Here is a 14,113-nt window from a genome sequence, read left to right as displayed (position 1 = left end):
TCGAGACTCTTGATCAGTACCCGACAAGATGGTGGTGAAGACCCACAGCCATGGACTTACTGCCGGTAGCCGGCGAGGAAGCGGCCGATGCGGCTGATGGCGGACTCCAGCACGTCGGCGTGCGGCAGGGTGAGGATCCGGAAGTGGTCGGGGCGCGGCCAGTTGAAGCCGGTGCCCTGGACGACCTGGATCTTCTCGCGGAGCAGCAGGTCGAGCACGAACCGCTCGTCGTCGACGATCGGGTGGACCTTGGGGTCGATCCGGGGGAAGGCGTAGAGCGCGCCGCGCGGCTTGACGCAGGAGACGCCGGGGATCTCGTTGAGCTTCTCCCAGGCCACGTCGCGCTGTTCGCGCAGCCGGCCGCCGGGCAGCACCAGGTCCTGGATGGACTGCCGGCCGCCGAGCGCGGCCTGGATGGCGTGCTGGGCCGGGGTGTTGGCGCACAGCCGCATGGAGGCGAGGGTGGTGAGCCCCTCGAGGTAGCTCCTGGCGTGCTGGCGCGGCCCGGAGACCACCACCCAGCCGCCGCGGAAACCGGCCACCCGGTACGCCTTGGAGAGGCCGGAGAAGGTGAGGCAGAGCACGTCGGGCGCGAGCGGCGCGGCGCTGTGGTGGACGGCGTCGTCGTAGAGGATCTTGTCGTAGATCTCGTCCGAGAACACCATCAGGTGGTGCCGGCGGGCGAGGTCGAGGATGCCCTCGACGATCTCGCGCGGATAGACGGCGCCCGTCGGGTTGTTGGGGTTGATGATGACGACGGCCCGGGTGCGGTCGGTGATCTTCGCGGCCATGTCGGCCAGGTCCGGGTACCAGTCGGACGACTCGTCGCACAGGTAGTGCACGGCCTTGCCGCCGGCCAGCGTGGTGACGGCCGTCCACAGCGGGAAGTCGGGGGCCGGGATCAGGATCTCGTCGCCGTCCTCGACGAGCGCCTGCACCGCCATCGAGACCAGTTCGGAGACGCCGTTGCCGAGGAAGACGTCGTCGACGCCGACGTCCGGCAGGCCGCGCTGCTGGTAGTGCTGGGCCACGGCGCGGCGGGCGGAGAGGATGCCGCGGGAGTCGCTGTAGCCGTGGGCCTGCGGCAGCGTCCTGATGATGTCCTGGAGGATCTCCTCCGGCGCCTCGAAGCCGAAGAGCGCCGGATTGCCGGTGTTGAGGCGCAGCACGCTGTGGCCGGCCTCCTCCAGCGCGTTGGCGTGCTCGATCACCGGCCCGCGGATCTCGTACAGGACCTCGCTCAGCTTGCTCGACTGCCGAAACTCCATGGGGATGGACCTCCCTGTGCGTAGCGTCCACTTGGTTCTACCAAGTTACGACTTGGAAAGTCCAACCAAATCTTTCTAGACTGATCACATGCCTCGCCGAAGCTACGACCAGTACTGCGCCATCGCGCGCGCCCTCGACACCGTCGGTGACCGCTGGACCCTGCTGATCGTGCGGGAGTTGTTGGCCGGCCCGCGCCGCTACACGGACCTGCACGCCGACCTGCCGGGCGTCAGCACCGACATGCTGGCCTCCCGCCTCAAGGACATGGAGCGGGACGGGCTCGTCACCCGCCGCCGGCTCGCGCCGCCCGGCGTGGCGTATGTCTACGACCTCACGCCGCGGGGCCACGAACTGCTGCCGGCGCTGACCGCGCTGGCCGTCTGGGGCGGCCCGGCGCTCGGCGAGCGCCGGCCCACCGACGCGGTGCGCGCCCACTGGTTCGCCATCCCGCTGATGCGCCGGCTGCGCCCGCTGGCCGCCGAACACCCTGGCGTGCTCGAGGTGCGGCTCCCGGAGGGCGTCTTCCACCTGGTGCCGCACGAGGGCCGGCTCGCCTACCGCGACGGCCCGGCGGACCACCCGGACGCCCGCCTCGAACTGGACACCGCCACCTGCCAGGAGCTGGCCGAAGGCGAGCTGACCACCGAGGACGCCGTCCGCGCCGGCCGCCTCGGCGTCACCGGCGACACCCCGCTCGCCGACGCCGTCCGCGGCAAGGCCGGCGCCGGGGTGCCGGTGTCCCCTTCCCTACCGGACGGCGACGCCCGCGGGCGCGCCGGCGGCACGCCGATGGGCGTCGCGACCATGCCGTGAACCGCCCGGAAGAGCGGCGGACAGCCGCGGGCCCGTCGTGCGGAGGGCCCGGGTAGTCCTTGAGATGTACGCGGCCGAGTCACCGTCTGGGCCGACGTCGCCGAAAGCGACGGTCTGTACGGTACTGAGCGTGACCGACAGCACGCGCCCCTCCGCCGACGCAAGCCTCCGCGGCGAACTCCGCACCGCCATCGGGTTCTTCCGGGGCCTGGGCAGAGACCTCTTCGCCGGGGCCTTCACCGCCCGGCCGCTGCCACCGCTGCCACCCCTCCAGCGGGTGCCGGAGAACCTGCGGGCGACCGCGCGGTGGCTGCCGCACGGCGTGATCGTGGTGCTCGCCTTCGCGCTGGGGCTGGCGACGGCGGGCGGGTGGGACATCTTCGGGACGTCTCAGAGCCCCGACAACATCGACGCCCTGGTCGTCAGCTTCACGCTGCTCTGCTGCCTCCAGTGGCACATGGGCGCCTGGTGGCTGTCGTTCGTGGTCAGCTGGCTCCAGGCGGCGAACACGACCTGGGGCGAGTCGGTCCCGTGGACGCCGAGCACCTTCGTCTGCCACCTCGCCGTGATGATGACGGTCGCCGCGAGGTCCCGGCCCCGGGTGGCCGCCGAGATGTGGCTGCTGACGGCCGCCCTGGCCCTGGGCTTCGAGCTGACCGGCAACAGCTGGTACGGCTCGACCAGCGGTGCCATGGTCATCGTCTCCTTCCTGGCCCTGCTCACGGTGCTCCTCGTGCGCGGCTGGCTGGAGACGCGGCGGGAGGTGGTGGAACAGGTCGCGGTCACCGCGCGGGAGCGCTCCAAGCGGACGCTGCTCGAGGAACGCACCACCATCGCGCGGGAGTTGCACGACGTGGTGGCCCACCACATGTCGGTGGTCGCGATCCAGGCCGAGGCGGCGCCTTACCGGGTGGCGAACCCACCGCCGGAGCTGGCGAAGGCGTTCGCGACGATACGGGAGAACGCCCTCCTCGCGCTGAGCGAGCTGCGGCGGGTGCTGGGCGTGGTCCGCGCGGAGGACTACGAGGCGCCCGACGCGCCGCAGCCGACGTTGGCCGCGCTCGACGGGCTGCTCGACAACGTGCGCGAGGCCGGCCTGGCGGTGGAGAAGGCCGTCACCGGCGCGGTGCGCGAGCTGCCGCAGGGCATCGAGCTGTCGGCGTACCGCATCGTGCAGGAGGCGCTGAGCAACGCCATGCGCCACGCGCCGGGCGCGAGCGCCCGCGTGGAGATCAGCTATGTGTTGGGGGGCTTCGGCCTGCGGATCGTCAACGGACCCGCGACGGAGCAGGCGCCACCCTCGCCGGGGGCGGGGCACGGGATCACGGGGATGCGGGAACGGGTGGCGATGCTCGGCGGCGCGATGACCGCAGGGCCGGCGGACGGCGGCGGGTACGAGACGGCCGTCTTCATACCCGTGCCCCGGCACGCACCCGAGGAGGGCGACGACGAGCGAGAGGACGGCGCATGACGATCAGGGTGCTGATCGCCGACGATCAGATGATGGTTCGCGAGGGGTTCTCGGTGCTGCTGAACGCCCAGCCGGACATGGAGGTGGCCGGCGAGGCGGTCAACGGCCGGGAGGCCGTCGAGCGGACCGCGGAACTACGCCCGGACGTGGTGCTGATGGACATCCGCATGCCGGTGCTCAACGGCATCGAGGCGACGCGGGCGATCATCGCCGCGGGGGCGTCGCGGGTGCTGGTGCTGACCACCTTCGACCTCGACGAGTACGTGTACCAGGCGCTGCGTGCCGGCGCCTCCGGCTTCCTGCTGAAGGACGCCTCCGCCCGGCAGCTGGCGGAGGGCGTGCGGGTGGTCGCGGCCGGGGAGGCACTGCTGGCGCCGACCGTCACCCGGCGGCTGATCAGCGAGTTCTCCCGGATGGGCGCCATGCCGAGACCCCCGGCCCGGGAGCGGATCGGCGAGCTGACCGAGCGGGAGACCGAGGTGCTCGCGCTCATCGCGCAGGGCCTGTCGAACGCCGAGATCGCCGAGCACCTGCGGGTGGCCGAGTCCACGATCAAGACGCACGTCAGCCGCATCCTGGTGAAGCTCCGGCTGCGCGACCGCACTCAGGCGGCGGTCTTCGCCTACGAGGCACGGCTGGTGACGCCCGCCTGACCGGGCCCGCCGCGCCGTAACGCGAGCAGACCGCCGTAACGCGAGCACACCCACCCCACTCACCCATCCACCCACTCACCCCACACCCGACCGCCAACATACCGCGTACTTATGCGGTATTACGCTGCCCTGAAAGGACACGCGACGCGATGGTGCGTGAAGCCCGCTGGGACACCCTCCGCTACTTCGCCGGGACGGGCGTCCTGCTCATCCACCTCACCGAGACCCTGCGCGAGCACGACGGGCTGCACTGGCTGTACGTCGCCACCTGGGCGTTGCGCGTGCCGCTCTTCGCCCTGCTCGCCGGGTACTTCAGCAGCTCCGCGCGGCTGTCCGGCCGCCGCGGCCGGGGCCTGACGGTGACGCTGCTCGTCCCGCTCCTCACCATCCAGCTCCTGGCGTGGCTGGAGATATGGGCCATGTCCCAGGCCGACGCGTTCTGGGCGAAGGAGATCCACAACGCCGCCTGGACTCTGTGGTTCCTGCAGGCGCTGATCCTGTGGCGGCTGGCGCTGCCCTGGCTGGCCCGGCTGCGCCACCCGCTGGCGACCTCGTTCGCCGCCGCGCTGGTCGCGGGCTTCCTGCCGCTGGACCCGATGCCGTTCGCGTTCTCCCGCGCCCTGGTCTTCCTCCCCTTCTTCCTGCTCGGCTGGAAGCTGCGGCGCGGCGACCTCGACGCGTGGCTGTGGGCGCCGCGCACCCGGACCCCGGCGGTGGCACTGCTGGCGGTGGCGTTCACCGCCGCGTGGTTCGGACGCGACCTGGTCGGCCGCGAGCTGCTGGAGTTCCGGCTGACCTACGCCGAACTGGGCGTGCCGGGCGGCGTCGAGGTGGCGGCGGCGGTCCGCTGCGCGGTGCTGCTGTGCGGCATGGCGATGGTGCTGGCCGCCGTGCGGCTCGTGCCGCGCCGTCCGCTGCCGGTCATCACCTACCTCGGCTCAGGCGGCATCTACGTCTACCTGCTGCACGCCCTGCTGCTGCGCCCGCTGAACGCCGCCGACGCGTTCGCCTGGGTCGACGGCTGGCTGGACCAGGCGGCGGTGGTGGCGTTCGCGGTGGCCGCCTCGTCCGTCCTCGCCTCGCCGCCCGTACGCCGCCTGGCCCGGCCGGCCGTGCAGCCGCGGCTGCCCGGTCCTTCCCCGTCGGGCGACGCGCCCGAGTCCTCGCCCGGGTGGCGACCGGTCGCGGACGCGGCGCCCGACGGCACCGGGCACAGGGCAGCCATCCTCGCCTCGTTGCCGGGCACCCACTTCCGTTAGACGAGCCCGGGCGGCGCGGCAGGCCGTCCGTCGGTCCGTCGGTCCGTCAGGGCAGGATCCGGCCCTGGCCGTCCGTGGTGTTCCGGCTCACCAGGATCACGATGGCGTCGATCAGCGCCCAGACCCCGAAGCCGCCGCAGGTGAACAGCTGGGCGATGCCGATGCCCACGTGGCCCAGGTAGAAGCGGCCGACGCCGAGGGTGCCGAAGAAGAGCTGCAACAGGCCGGCGGCGATCCGGGACTTGTTGGAGAGCGGCCGCCCGTACGCGTCCACCCCGAACGGCGCGACCGGCACGTACACGGCCGCCATCGGGGCCACCGGGTGGTGCACCACCGGCGGGTAGCCGACGCCGGGGTACGCCACCGGCCCCGTCGAGCCGCCGGGCGGGGTGTAGCCGGGCGCCGGCGTCCCGTACGGGTACGACGGGTGGTGCGGCTGCGGCTGGGGGTAGCCCATGGGCGGGGTCACGTGCGGATAGGGCCCTGAGCCCGGCTGCGCGACCGGCGCCGGCGCGACCGGTGCCGGCGGGGGCGTCGCCGGCGTCGCGGGCTGCGGCGGCGGAGGCGGCGTGCCGGGCGGCGGGGTGCCGGGCCGTGCCGGGGTCCGCTCCCCCGAGGAGGCCGTCATGGTCGGCATGTTGTAGGGCGTGCTCGACGGCTCGGCCGGCCCCGCCTTCGGGTCCTCGGCCGCCGGCCCGCCGAGCGCGAGCAGCCCGGCCGCCTCCTTGCCGAGCCGCGCGGTCAGCGCGGGCGGCAGCCACACGCCCTCCTCGCCGTTCGGGTCGACGTGCCTGGCCGCCTCCGCGGCGATCTCCCGCGGCGTCGGCCGGCGTGCCGGGTCCTTGTCGAGGCAGCGCTCGACGAGGTCGCGCATCGGACCGGCGAGACCGCTGAGGTCCGGCGGCTCGGCGATCACCCGGTGCATCAGGGTGTGCGCCGCCGAGTCCCGGTCGCCGAACGGGCCGTTGCCGCTGGCCGCGTAGGCGAGCACCGCGCCGAGCCCGAACACGTCGCTCGCCTCGGTCAGCGTCTCGCCGCGCACCTGCTCGGGCGCCATGTAGCCGGGCGAGCCCACCGCGATCCCGGTCCTGGTGGCGATGCTCGCGTCGGCGGCCCGCGCGATGCCGAAGTCGATGACCCGCGGCCCTTCGAGGGTGATCAGCACGTTGGACGGCTTGAGGTCGCGGTGCATCACGCCCACGCCGTGGATCGCGCCGAGCGCGCTGGCCAGCCCCTCGGCGAGCCGCCACACGGAGAACTCGGGCAGCGCCCCGTGCAGTTCCTCGACCACCCCGGTCAGCGAGGGACCCGGCACGAACCCGGTGGCCAGCCACGGCAGTTCGCCCTCGGTGTCCGAGTCGAGCACCGGCATCGTCCACTCGCCCGACACCCGCCGCGCCGCCGCCACCTCCTGCCGGAAGCGGCGCCGGAACTCCGGCTCGTGCGCCAGATGCGGATGGATCAGCTTGATGGCGACCGTCCGCCCGTCCGGCGTCCGGCCGAGGAACACCTGCCCCATCCCGCCGGTGCCGAGCCGCCCCAACACGCGGTACTCGCCCAGCGTCCGCGGGTCTCCCGCGCCGAGCGGGTTCACCCGCCGCTCCCGACCGACCGCGCCACGGAAAACTCCACCTGTCTCGTCCCCCTTGCGGTCCCGGCCCCGACGGCCGAGACGGTCACGCCGCTCATTCTCCCTCCACGCCGTAACGCGGCGCGTCCCCGCTTCGTCACGGTATGGCGACGGAGCCGGCTCCCGTTACGCCACCGCTCCCCCGGCCGGGCCGCGGAACGTGATAAACCGGGCAGCCATGGAACGTCTGCTGATCCGCCGCGCGCTGCTGATCGACACCGACCCGGCGGCCGTCGCCCTCCCCTCCCACGACCTGCTGGTCGAGGACGGCCGCATCGCCGCCGTCGGCCCCGAACTGCCGGCCCACGACGCCGACGAGGTGATCGACGGCACCGACCTGATCGTCCTCCCCGGCTTCGTCGACGCCCACCGGCACGTCTGGCAGGCCGCGCTCCGCGGCATCGCCACCGACGTCGACCTCGACGGCTACCTCGGGCTCGTCCTCGGCGAGATCGCGCCGCGCTACCGCCCGTCCGACGTGCACGTCGGCACCCTCGCCGGCGCCCTGGAGTGCCTGGCCTCCGGGATCACCACCGTGCAGGACCACTCCCACATCCTGTTCACCCCCGACCACGCCGAGGCCGCCATCCTCGCCCTGCGCGGCTCCGGCATCCGGGCCGTACTCGCCCTGGGCCAGCCGGTGTTCGGCGACGGGCTGACCGCCGACCAGATCCGCCGCGTCCACCGCGACCACTTCGTGCACGCGCCCGACGACCTGATCACCCTGGCGCTCGGCCCGCTCGGCCCCTCCTACTCCCCGATGGAGGACGTCGCCGAGTCCTTCGCCCTCGCCGCCGAACTCGGCCTCCGCGTCTTCAGCCACATCGCCAGCGGCCCGGTCGCCGAACTCCCCGTCGCCGCACTCCGATCGGCCGGGCTGCTCGGCCCCGGCATCACCTTCGCGCACGGCAACTCGCTCCCCGACGACGAACTCGCCCTGATCGCCGGGGCCGGCGCGGCCATGGCGGTCTGCCCCGCCGTGGAGGCCCGGATGGGCTTCGGCCCGCCGCTCGCCGACCGGCTCCACCGGCACGGCGTCACCGCGGGGCTCGGCGTCGACGTGGTCAGCGCCACCGCGGGCGACATGTTCTCGCTGATGCGCGCCATGCTCACCAGCGGCGGCCTCTCCCCCGCCGACGTGCTCCACCACGCGACGGCCGGCGGCGCCGCCGCGCTCGGCCTCGCCGACCGCGTCGGCTCGCTGGCCCTGGGCACCGCCGCCGACCTGGTGCTCCTCCGCGCCACCGACACCAACCTGCTCGGCGGCCACCACGACCCCGTCGCCACCGTCGTCACGGCCGCCCACCCCGGCAACATCCACGCCGTCCTGATCGCCGGCCAGCGCGTCCCCCTGGACACCCCGCCCGACCTCCCCGCCGCCCTGGCGGCCTCGGCCGCCCACGTGACGGCCGGCTAACCGGCCGTGGCCCGTGCCTCCCGGCACTCCCTCTCCACCCCGGCCTGGTAGAGGCAGACCCGCACCACCGGCGAACTCGCCGTGCCGGCCGGGGCGTCGACCGCGGCGCAGCGGTCGGCGAAGGCCGGGTCGGCGACGGTCACCGAGGTGCCGTCGACGTAGGCCCGGACGCCCCAGCCGTCCGCGCGGTTGTCACAGACCCGGAGCCGGAGGCCGGCGTCCGCGTAGGCCGTGACGTTGGCCCAGCCGGCGTTCCGGTCGGCGCCCGCGAGCACCGTGCCGGTGGTCGCGAGGGCCGGCTCGTGGACGGCGAGGTCGACGACCACCGGGCGGTGGTCGGAGGCGGACGTGGTGACCGTCCTGGCGGCCGTCACGTCGAGGGCCGGGGTGGCGTACACGTAGTCGATCCGCGCGTCGTCGCCGTTGCCGGGCAGGGTGACCGTGGCGGCGCCAGTGTTCGGGTTGAGCTGGGTCCAGGCGTCCAGCCAGCCGGGCTCCGCGAACCAGGGGCGGATCGCGTCGCCCGGCCGCACGTTGAGGTCGCCGGTCAGCAGCGCGGGCGTCCGCATGGTCGCCGCCGACGAGACCCGGTCCACCACGGCCCGCGCCTGCCGGGCCCGCCGCTCCGTCGCCTCCGCGCCCACGCCGGCGGACAGGTGCGTCGTGTAGACCCGCACGTCCGTGCCGCCGACGTCGATCCTGACCCCGCCGAGACTGCGCCGCACGGCGGTGGTGTCGGCCGGGTACTGCGGCAGCAGCGTGGTCAGCCGCTCCTCGATCGGGTAGCGGCTGAGGATCAGGTTGCCCGCCGAGCCGCCGAACGCGTTGTCGTCGCTGCGGGCGAAGTGCGCCTGATAGCCGGGGAGTTCGTCCAGCAGCCGCTGCCACTGGTTCTCGCCGCCGATCGCCCGGTTGTCGTGCAGCTCCTGCAACGTCACGACGTCCGGGCTCTGTTGCCGGATGACGGACACGATCCGCCCGAAGTCCGTGACGCCGTCCGTGCCCTGGCCGCCCTGCACGTTCCAGTCCAGCACCCGCAACGACACCGCGGCGGCCTCCGCGGCCCGCGCCTGGCTCGTCGCCACCATCGCCGACGCCGCAAGCAACACCAATGCCAGCGCGCCCATCAGTCCCCGTCGCCCAGTCACGGCCGCCAGGATCGCGCTACGCGGGTAGCGCGTCAAGACCGCCTGTTCGACCGTGTTTGAATCCGCAGATGAACAGCGCCCCGGAGACCCGCCCCAGAACCGACGACGACGACCTCGACGCGTGCGTGCGAGTGCTCGCCGAGGTCCACCAGCGCGACGGCTACCCGGTGAACTGGCCGGAGCGGCCCGCCGACTGGCTGTCCCACGGCGCCCAGCTCGGCGCCTGGGTCGCCGAGCTCGACGGTCGTGTGGCCGGGCACGTCGTGCTGTCCCCGGCCGGCGAGGGCGACGTGGCTCCGACCCGGTGGCCGGAAGGCCCCACCGCCGTGGTCAGCCGGCTGTTCGTCGCACCCTGGGCCCGCGGCCACCGCCTCGGCGCCCTGCTGATCACCCGGGCCGACGCCGAGGCCCGCCGCCGCGGCCTGCACCCCGTGCTCGACGTGGTGGCCACGGACACCGCGGCCGCGGCCCTCTACGAGCGGCTCGGCTGGCGCCTGCTGGCCACGGTCGAGCGGGCCTGGAGCCCGGAGCAGACCGTCACCCTCCACTGCTACGCGGCGCCTCGCTGAGGGCAGGGCAGTCGCGGATCGCGGCCGTTCGGTGAGCAGGTGATGAGGTCGAGGGTGCGGTAGCCGGTCGCTTGGACATACCAAGCGGCGTGCGCGTCGCCTCCCCGGTGGAGGGTAGCGGCGACGTGCGCCACCTTCGCCCCGACCCGCGCCGGTTCTCGCTCCTGGGGAGACATAAACCCGGGCGCGGCCCGTTCCGCCTGTTCTCTGAACCATGCGACGGCCGCGTCGACGTCATAGAACGTGGCGGCGATAGCGCCGGCCGGTCGCAGCAACCAGTTGGCGATCAGGATGGGTGTGCAGGGGTTGGCGGCGAACGCCGGCGACTCGGGCCGGCGTGGACCTTCCTGGTCGTGGGTGCGGCGGTCGCCCTGCCAGCGGTAGGCGTGGAAGTGCGGCCGGGGCAGGCTCCCTTCCGAGGAAGGGGGCCTGCCGTCGTGCGGGTTACTGGCGTCCACAGCCGTCGCCGTCTCCGCAGCCGCCGGACTGCCCACCCTCGGTGGGCTCGTCGTCTCCCGGATCAACTGCCATGTCGGTTACCGTTCCTCTCATCCCGAGGCGCGAGGCCCTGTTGCCCCACGCCGGTGGTGCAGCCGTTCCGGGCGGGGACGGCCAAATCCATCCGCCCGGAACGGACATCGGTGAGTTCATGGGGTCGCCGGCGTCAGCCGGCAGGCAAACCACACGATCTTGCCGCGTCGCGGTCGAGTGGCCTCCCAGCCGAAGCGGTCGGCCATCTCCCGCAGCAGCCACAGCCCGCGACCGGCCTCGGCGTCCCACTCCGGCCTACCGATGACCGGAAATTCCGGCGACTGGTCGAAGACCTGAACGACGGCCTCCCCGCCGATCCGGATCACCCGCAGGTAGCACTGCGGTCGCTCGACGTGCCGGATGATGTTCGACAGCAACTCGGTAACCCCGAGCCGCCCCACCTCAACGGCGGACGTCGAGGCACCCCACTCCCGGAACACGTCACCGACCATCCGCCGCCACAGCTCTATCTCCTGAGCGCGCGCCACCAACGACCATCCGTAGACGTGCTGGTTCCGGGCGGCTCGTACGGCGGCCTCCATGGCACCTCCAGCGCAGAACGAAACGAGTGCGTCGCCATGCGATCAGCCTTCCGATCACCGTCGGCATTCGTTAGCCCACCGTGGTAAGCCCACGATGGGCCTGGAGGGGTAAATGGCGGGCGTAGACTCGGACGTCAGCATTCGGCCGTCCCATGGAGCGACGATGCGACCACCAACGGCCCTTCCCCCAGATGTCCTTGACCGAAAGGACGTCCGAGCCGCACTGGCCGAACAAGACTTCGGACGGCTGTTCTTTCTGATCCGCAAATACGCGGGAATCAGTTACAACCGGATCGGCGAGGCGTGCGACATCAAGCCGTCCCGCGTCAGTGAACTCGCCAGAGGCAAAGGCGCGATCACCACCCTGCCGAAGATCGAACACATCGCCGACGTTCTTCGGATTCCCGGACGTCTCCTCCGGCTGGCGCCCAGGCCGTGGGAACGTCCAGGGGATCTCCTACCGAAGCCGAGAGAAGAACTGTCACTCAACTCCAACGGAGAAGCATTCGCCCAGGCCATCCGAGATGTTTCCCATAAGCTCATCGTGCTGGACAACACGTTGAACGGCCTGCCCATCGCAGACCTGGCCGCGCGATCGTTCAAGGTAGTGCACAGACGGCTGGGCTCGGGTGATTACGAAGCACGCCATGAACGGGACATCCGCGCGTCAGCGGCGGAGCTGGCCGAGGTGGCGGGCTGGGCGTTGTTCAATGCCGGGCATTTCGACGCTTCTCGGCGTTTCAACCATGAGGCGTTGCTCCTCGCGAAGCTCTCGGGAGATCTCTCCATCGAGCGCCTGATCATGCAGAACATGGCCATGCTCGCCGGTTGGGTCGGCCGCTGGCGAGAGGAACTGGCCATCGCTCAGGGTGCGCTCGATTCGACGCTCGGAACGCGAGTCGAAGCCATGTTCCGCGCGCGCGAGGCACAGGGATTGGCGGGCTCGGCCCGCGAATGGGAGGTCACTCGCTCGTTCGATCGGGCGCGGGACCTGCTCCTTGAGAGCGCTCCGGCGGACACGCCCGACTGGGCCTGGTGGGTCACCGAAGCCGAACTGGACCGGCAGCAGGGGCGAGTGCTGCAAAGGCTGGGGCATTGGCACGCGGCGATCCCGGTTCTCCGCCGGGCCATGAGCGAGACGTCCACCGATCAGGTCGGTTACCGCAACGTGGCCGCGGTCCGTCTGCTCGACTGCCTGATGCGCGTGCGCGCATGGCGGGAAGCCCAGGAACAGGCGATGTCCTTGATTCCGGCCGTCACGGAGACCACCTCGACCGTGACGCTGAAGATACTGAGCAACGTGTGCCGGAACGGGGAACACATGGGGGATGCGCCCAGCACCCTCCGTGACACGCTGCGTCAGGTTCGTCTGGTGATAGACGACGATCCGTACCGCTTCTGATCACGCGGCCGGCTACCCGAGCCCGCCTGGGGGACGCCGCGGGGCGGCTGCGGCTACCAGCGGACGGGCGTGACCGAACCCCCCTTCGCGGCGAGGGCACGGCCGAGCTGGTCGGTGTTCCACGTTCGGCGCCCGGTCTTCCATGCCGAGCTGGGCCGGGGCGTCGTGGATGTCGGGGCAGTAGGTGACGCCGGGGTGCCCCGGGCCATGGGGGGTAGCAGCGTGGGGGTAGACCGGGGGTTCCTTTCCACCCCTCGCGCTGCGGCTGAGGCCGTTCAGTCGTCGGTGACATCAACGGGGTAATCGTCGCCGCACCCCTCGAAGACACTCGGAGTTCCGTGAGTGATCACGAGAGCATACGAGGTTGGAAGGGCGCAGTCTTGTTCTCCCCACTGCACGGCGAAGACGGTCCAGATGACAATCAAGACCACTACGATGATTGACGGCACGCTCAGCGTCGTGTGCCATCTGCCGCCACCGTACTCTGCGTAGCGGTTAGGCCCGTGGGCTGGGCCGCCAGGGCCACCTGTCGGGGGTTCGCCTCGGGCCCTCGAACGTTCCCAGGGGCGTCGATCCTCGGGTTCTTCTGTACTGTCCAGTTTCATCGCGTCGGTCTTCTCCTTTGAAGGAGCGGGCGCCTGCCGCGCATGTGCCGCTCCTTCAAAGGTTGCGGTCAACCGTTCGGCAAACGGACGGGCCTGGCGGCGATACGACGTACGAGGCTCGGTGATCAAGCCTTGCGTCGGTACGCAATCAGCCGAACCAGCGCGACCAGCCCGCCCAACAGGAGAACGATCGCGTAAAGAACTGGCATGATGGCTCCCCCTCTTGACTCTCGCCGCCCAATCCCCCGACCCCACGTCGAGGCAGAACCTTTCACTTGCAAGGCATAACTGAAACACACTCCACTTCCTGATCCAGTCAGAACTCAGGCTGGGTCAGGAAGCCGATCCCGTCGACGGCACGGAGCTGCGGAAACCAGTGCCGAAGTGGCCCCACTGTCACCTATGTCGGGCCGCCCGGTCTTTAGCAGGACGCGCAAGGATCCTTCGCATCCAGCGCACCCGCCCGCACCTCACTCGGGAGGCTCCATAAACGCCATGCCCGGCCGGTTCGGGGGCGAACCCGGCTGGCGTCTTCGGCTCCGCCAGCGAACTGGTCCGGCCGGAAGCCGGTGAGGCCCGGGCAGCCGCCGCCGCAGGCGGTACTGGTGGGGCCGGCGGAAGGCGGGATACGGCCAGGCCCGCCGGCAGGCGGGAGGCGGCGTGTCAGTGTCAAGGCAGTCCGCGCGGGCGGTCGTACGCTGGGCCGACGATCGGGAACGGCCAGGTCAGACCGTTCGGGCGGCGCCGCCGCGCCACCACCCCGGAGCCGCCCGTGCGGTCGAGCAGCTCGTCGCCGCGCCTTCT

Annotated in this window: 12 protein-coding genes; 7 read left to right on the top strand and 5 right to left on the bottom strand. The window is 72.0% G+C overall.

The genetic code is table 11. The features are described from left to right. Positions 1–56 precede the first annotated feature (56 nt). Positions 57–1,268: a pyridoxal phosphate-dependent aminotransferase gene (locus ACYVPE_RS13050; RefSeq protein WP_461033689.1), complete on the bottom strand. Its 1,212-nt coding sequence runs from the start codon at positions 1,266–1,268 to the stop codon at positions 57–59. Between the two features lie 88 nt (positions 1,269–1,356). Here ACYVPE_RS13050 and ACYVPE_RS13045 point away from each other — a divergent pair, with 88 nt between their 5' ends. The 4 genes from ACYVPE_RS13045 to ACYVPE_RS13030 all read left to right on the top strand — a co-directional run bounded on the left by ACYVPE_RS13045 (position 1,357) and on the right by ACYVPE_RS13030 (position 5,465). Continuing rightward, a complete protein-coding gene (locus ACYVPE_RS13045) occupies positions 1,357–2,082 on the top strand; it encodes a winged helix-turn-helix transcriptional regulator (protein ID WP_461033688.1) in 726 nt (241 codons plus the stop codon). A gap of 130 nt (positions 2,083–2,212) precedes the next feature. Next, positions 2,213–3,553 carry a sensor histidine kinase gene (locus ACYVPE_RS13040; RefSeq protein WP_461033687.1) on the top strand — a complete coding sequence of 447 codons (1,341 nt, stop codon included), beginning with the start codon at positions 2,213–2,215 and terminating at the stop codon, positions 3,551–3,553. Continuing rightward, positions 3,550–4,206 carry a response regulator gene (locus ACYVPE_RS13035; protein ID WP_461033686.1) on the top strand — a complete coding sequence of 219 codons (657 nt, stop codon included), beginning with the start codon at positions 3,550–3,552 and terminating at the stop codon, positions 4,204–4,206. Before ACYVPE_RS13040 ends, ACYVPE_RS13035 begins: the two co-directional genes overlap by 4 nt. Before the next feature lie 149 nt (positions 4,207–4,355). Further along, positions 4,356–5,465 (top strand): acyltransferase family protein, encoded by a 1,110-nt coding sequence (locus ACYVPE_RS13030; RefSeq protein WP_461033685.1) that lies wholly within the window; start codon positions 4,356–4,358, stop codon positions 5,463–5,465. 46 nt (positions 5,466–5,511) lie between these two features. Here the strand turns inward: ACYVPE_RS13030 and ACYVPE_RS13025 are convergent, their stop codons facing one another. Beyond that, positions 5,512–7,059, bottom strand: coding sequence for a protein kinase domain-containing protein (locus ACYVPE_RS13025; RefSeq protein ID WP_461033684.1), 1,548 nt, complete (start codon positions 7,057–7,059; stop codon positions 5,512–5,514). 214 nt (positions 7,060–7,273) lie between these two features. Here ACYVPE_RS13025 and ACYVPE_RS13020 point away from each other — a divergent pair, with 214 nt between their 5' ends. Continuing rightward, positions 7,274–8,512 (top strand): amidohydrolase family protein, encoded by a 1,239-nt coding sequence (locus ACYVPE_RS13020; protein WP_461033683.1) that lies wholly within the window; start codon positions 7,274–7,276, stop codon positions 8,510–8,512. Here the strand turns inward: ACYVPE_RS13020 and ACYVPE_RS13015 are convergent. Beyond that, on the bottom strand, positions 8,509–9,660 hold the full coding sequence (locus ACYVPE_RS13015) for an endonuclease/exonuclease/phosphatase family protein (protein WP_461033682.1): 1,152 nt from the start codon (positions 9,658–9,660) through the stop codon (positions 8,509–8,511). The two genes, ACYVPE_RS13020 and ACYVPE_RS13015, sit on opposite strands and share 4 nt — an antisense overlap. A 68-nt stretch (positions 9,661–9,728) precedes the next feature. On the opposite strand from ACYVPE_RS13015, the gene ACYVPE_RS13010 reads away from it, so the two are divergent. Beyond that, a complete protein-coding gene (locus ACYVPE_RS13010; RefSeq protein ID WP_461033681.1) occupies positions 9,729–10,229 on the top strand; it encodes a GNAT family N-acetyltransferase in 501 nt (166 codons plus the stop codon). Here ACYVPE_RS13010 and ACYVPE_RS13005 read toward each other — a convergent pair. Together ACYVPE_RS13005 and ACYVPE_RS13000 are read right to left on the bottom strand one after the other, a co-directional pair. After that, complete coding sequence (locus ACYVPE_RS13005; protein WP_461033680.1) at positions 10,211–10,687, bottom strand: hypothetical protein; 477 nt, start codon at positions 10,685–10,687, stop codon at positions 10,211–10,213. The two genes, ACYVPE_RS13010 and ACYVPE_RS13005, sit on opposite strands and share 19 nt — an antisense overlap. A 189-nt stretch (positions 10,688–10,876) precedes the next feature. Then, positions 10,877–11,302: an ATP-binding protein gene (locus ACYVPE_RS13000; protein WP_461033679.1), complete on the bottom strand. Its 426-nt coding sequence runs from the start codon at positions 11,300–11,302 to the stop codon at positions 10,877–10,879. Positions 11,303–11,465: 163 nt separating this feature from the next. Between ACYVPE_RS13000 and ACYVPE_RS12995 the strand changes: the two genes are divergently transcribed. Further along, positions 11,466–12,704, top strand: coding sequence for an XRE family transcriptional regulator (locus ACYVPE_RS12995; protein ID WP_461033678.1), 1,239 nt, complete (start codon positions 11,466–11,468; stop codon positions 12,702–12,704). The last annotated feature ends 1,409 nt before the right edge of the window (positions 12,705–14,113 follow it).

Source organism: Streptomyces mayteni, assembly GCF_054783955.1.
The sequence above is the reverse complement of the archived record's forward strand: the minus strand, read 5'-3'. Positions and strand labels throughout refer to the sequence as shown.

Bases quoted from the DNA above. Each gene is read 5' to 3' on its own strand.
- ACYVPE_RS13050 (WP_461033689.1), bottom strand. From the start codon at position 1,268: ATGGAGTTTCGGCAGTCGAGCAAGCTGAGCGAGGTCCTGTACGAGATC.
- ACYVPE_RS13045 (WP_461033688.1), top strand. From the start codon at position 1,357: ATGCCTCGCCGAAGCTACGACCAGTACTGCGCCATCGCGCGCGCCCTC.
- ACYVPE_RS13035 (WP_461033686.1), top strand. From the start codon at position 3,550: ATGACGATCAGGGTGCTGATCGCCGACGATCAGATGATGGTTCGCGAG.
- ACYVPE_RS13030 (WP_461033685.1), top strand. From the start codon at position 4,356: ATGGTGCGTGAAGCCCGCTGGGACACCCTCCGCTACTTCGCCGGGACG.
- ACYVPE_RS13020 (WP_461033683.1), top strand. From the start codon at position 7,274: ATGGAACGTCTGCTGATCCGCCGCGCGCTGCTGATCGACACCGACCCG.
- ACYVPE_RS13010 (WP_461033681.1), top strand. From the start codon at position 9,729: ATGAACAGCGCCCCGGAGACCCGCCCCAGAACCGACGACGACGACCTC.
- ACYVPE_RS13000 (WP_461033679.1), bottom strand. From the start codon at position 11,302: ATGGAGGCCGCCGTACGAGCCGCCCGGAACCAGCACGTCTACGGATGG.
- ACYVPE_RS12995 (WP_461033678.1), top strand. From the start codon at position 11,466: ATGCGACCACCAACGGCCCTTCCCCCAGATGTCCTTGACCGAAAGGAC.